Genomic DNA, 2,810 nt, shown 5'->3' on the forward strand with positions numbered 1-2,810 from the left:
GCCAAGGCGAGGGCGCTTTCCTACAGCTATGGCCTGCCGCTCGATCCGGAATCGCTGGTCGGCGACCTTTCGGTCGGCGAGCGCCAGCGCATCGAGATCATCCGTTGCCTGCTGCAGACGCCGCAACTCATCATCCTGGACGAGCCGACATCGGTGCTGACGCCGCAGGAAGCCGACAAGCTGTTCGAGACGCTGGAGCGGCTACGCGCGGAAGGCAAATCGATCCTCTACATTTCGCACCGGCTCGAAGAGGTCAAACGCATCTGCGACCGCGCCACCGTGCTGCGGCACGGCAAGGTGGTCGGCCACTGCAACCCGCGCGAGGAGACCGCCTCATCGCTCGCCCGCATGATGGTTGGCAGCGAGGTGCAGGCTGTGGTGCGGGCGCCGGTCGAGGGGATCGAGACCGCGCAGCCGCTGCTCGAAATCCGCGGCCTCGGCCGCAAGCCGGCAACGCCGTTTTCCATTCCTCTCAAGAACATCAGCCTCAATGTCCGCGCCGGCGAGGTGATCGGCATTGCCGGCGTCGCCGGCAATGGCCAGGGCGAGTTCTTCGAATCCGTCTCCGGCGAGGTTTTGCAGCAGGATGCCGCCTCGGTGCGCATCCGCGGCAAGGACGCCGGCGGCCTCACCATCACCGGGCGGCGCCTGCTGGGAGCGGCGTTCGTGCCGGAAGAGCGCCTTGGCCATGGAGCGGCACCGCGCATGAAACTCTCGGAAAACCTGCTGCTGTCGCGCCATGCCACCGACGGCAAGGCTTTTGTCGGCACCGGCGGCATGGTCAAGAGCGGCGCCGTCTACGCGGCATCGCAACGCATCATCGAAGCGATGGATGTGCGCAAGAGCGCGCCGGATCCCGAAGCGGCGGCACTTTCGGGCGGCAATCTGCAGAAATTCATCGTCGGCCGCGAGCTCGACCGCCGCCCAAGCGTGATGGTGGTGAACCAGCCGACATGGGGCGTCGACGCCGGAGCCGCGGCGCACATCCGCCAGGCCTTGATCGAGCTCTCTCGCAGCGGATCGGCCGTACTGGTGATCAGCCAGGATCTGGACGAGCTGTTCGAGATATCGGACGCGATCGCGGTCATGCACAATGGCGAGCTCTCGAAGCCGATGCCGATCGCCGAAGCGACTTTCGAGAAGGTCGGCTTGCTGATGGGCGGCGCCGAACCCGGCCACGCCGAACATACGTTGGAGACGGCATGATGCGCCTCGAACTCGTCAAACGCCCGCAGCGCTCGGCGCTGTTTTCGATGCTGTCGCCGTTCATCGCCTTCGCGCTGACCATCATTGCCGGCGCCATTATGTTCGCGCTGCTCGGCGTCAACCCGCTCAACGCGTTCCATATCTACTTCATCGAGCCGATCAGCCAGGTCTGGCAATTGCACGAGCTGGCGATCAAGGCAGCCCCCCTGATCCTGATCGCGGTCGGCCTGTCGGTCTGCTACAAGGCCAACATCTGGAACATCGGCGCCGAAGGCCAATTCATTTTCGGTGCCATCTTCGGCTCCATCATTCCGGTGCTGTTTCCGCAATTCGAAGGCCCGCTGGTGCTGCCGCTGATGCTTCTACTCGGCATGGTCGGCGGTGCGGCCTACGCTGCGATCCCGGCCTTGCTGAAGACCCGGTTCTCCACCAACGAAATCCTCACCAGCCTGATGCTGGTCTATGTCGCACAACTCTTCCTCGACTGGCTGGTGCGCGGGCCGTGGCGCGATCCGCAGGGACACGGCTTTCCACAAACGATCCAGTTCGGCGACTCGGCGGTGCTGCCGGAACTGATGCCCGATGCCGGGCGTGCCAATTGGGGCTTCGTCTTCGCCTTTGTGGCAGCGGTGCTGATCTGGATCCTGATGGGCCGCATGCTCAAGGGTTTCGAGGTCCGCGTGCTGGGCTCCAGCCCGAGAGCAGGGCGCTTCGCCGGCTTTGGCCTCAACCGCATGGTGTTCTTCGCCTTCCTGCTGTCGGGTGCGCTGGCCGGCCTTGCCGGCATCTCGGAGGTCTCCGGCGCCATCGGGCAACTGCAGCCCGTGATTTCGCCCGGCTATGGCTTCACCGCCATCATCGTGGCCTTCCTCGGCCGCCTCAATCCGCTCGGCATCGTCGCCGCCGGCCTGGTGCTGGCGCTGACCTATCTCGGCGGCGAGGCGGTGCAAAGCGCGCTCGGCATTTCCGACAAGGTGGCGAGGGTGTTCCAGGGCATGCTGCTGTTCTTCGTGCTCGGCTGCGACACGCTCATTCATTACCGCATCCGATTGATCGGCCTGGCGCTGACCAAACAGGAAGCCCCCGCGAAGCTCGAGGCCGCGCCAAAGTTGAAGGAAGCCCGCTGATGGACATTACCGTCAACATCCTCTTGACCATTGCCACGGCGGCGACGCCGCTCTTGATCGCGGCGATCGGCGAACTGGTGGTCGAACGTTCCGGCGTGCTCAATCTCGGCGTCGAAGGCATGATGATCATGGGTGCCGTCGGCGGCTTCGGGGCCGGCTACCTGACCGGCTCGCCCTGGATCGGCCTCCTGGCGGCAATCATCATGGGAGCAGTTTTCTCGCTGCTGTTCGCCGTCATGACGCTGTCGCTGGCCACCAACCAGGTGGCGACCGGATTGTCGCTGACGCTGCTCGGCCTCGGCCTCTCCGGCATGATCGGAACGCGCTTCGTCGGCCAGCCTGGCGTCCGGCTCCCCAACCTTGATATTCCCGGCCTCAGTTCGCTTCCGATCGTGGGCAGACTGCTGTTTGGCCAGGACCCTGTGTTCTATATTTCGATCGCGCTGACGGCCGCGGTGATGTGGTTCCTGTTCAAGA

The 2,810-nt window shown here is 64.7% G+C and carries 2 protein-coding genes and 1 pseudogene; all 3 read left to right on the plus strand.

Annotated features, from left to right (window positions below; all coding sequences use genetic code 11):
- Positions 1-1,206, plus strand: a 1,206-nt coding sequence (locus EOA36_RS32655) for an ABC transporter ATP-binding protein (RefSeq protein ID WP_145969434.1), incomplete at its 5' end; no start/stop codon positions are given.
- Complete coding sequence (locus EOA36_RS32660; RefSeq protein ID WP_127280925.1) at positions 1,203-2,333, plus strand: ABC transporter permease; 1,131 nt, start codon at positions 1,203-1,205, stop codon at positions 2,331-2,333. The genes EOA36_RS32655 and EOA36_RS32660, both read left to right, overlap by 4 nt.
- Positions 2,333-2,810, plus strand: a pseudogene (locus EOA36_RS32665) (ABC transporter permease); the annotation flags it as partial. The gene EOA36_RS32660 and the pseudogene EOA36_RS32665, both read left to right, overlap by 1 nt.

It is taken from the genome of Mesorhizobium sp. M8A.F.Ca.ET.021.01.1.1, assembly GCF_003998025.1.
Taxonomy (GTDB): domain Bacteria; phylum Pseudomonadota; class Alphaproteobacteria; order Rhizobiales; family Rhizobiaceae; genus Mesorhizobium.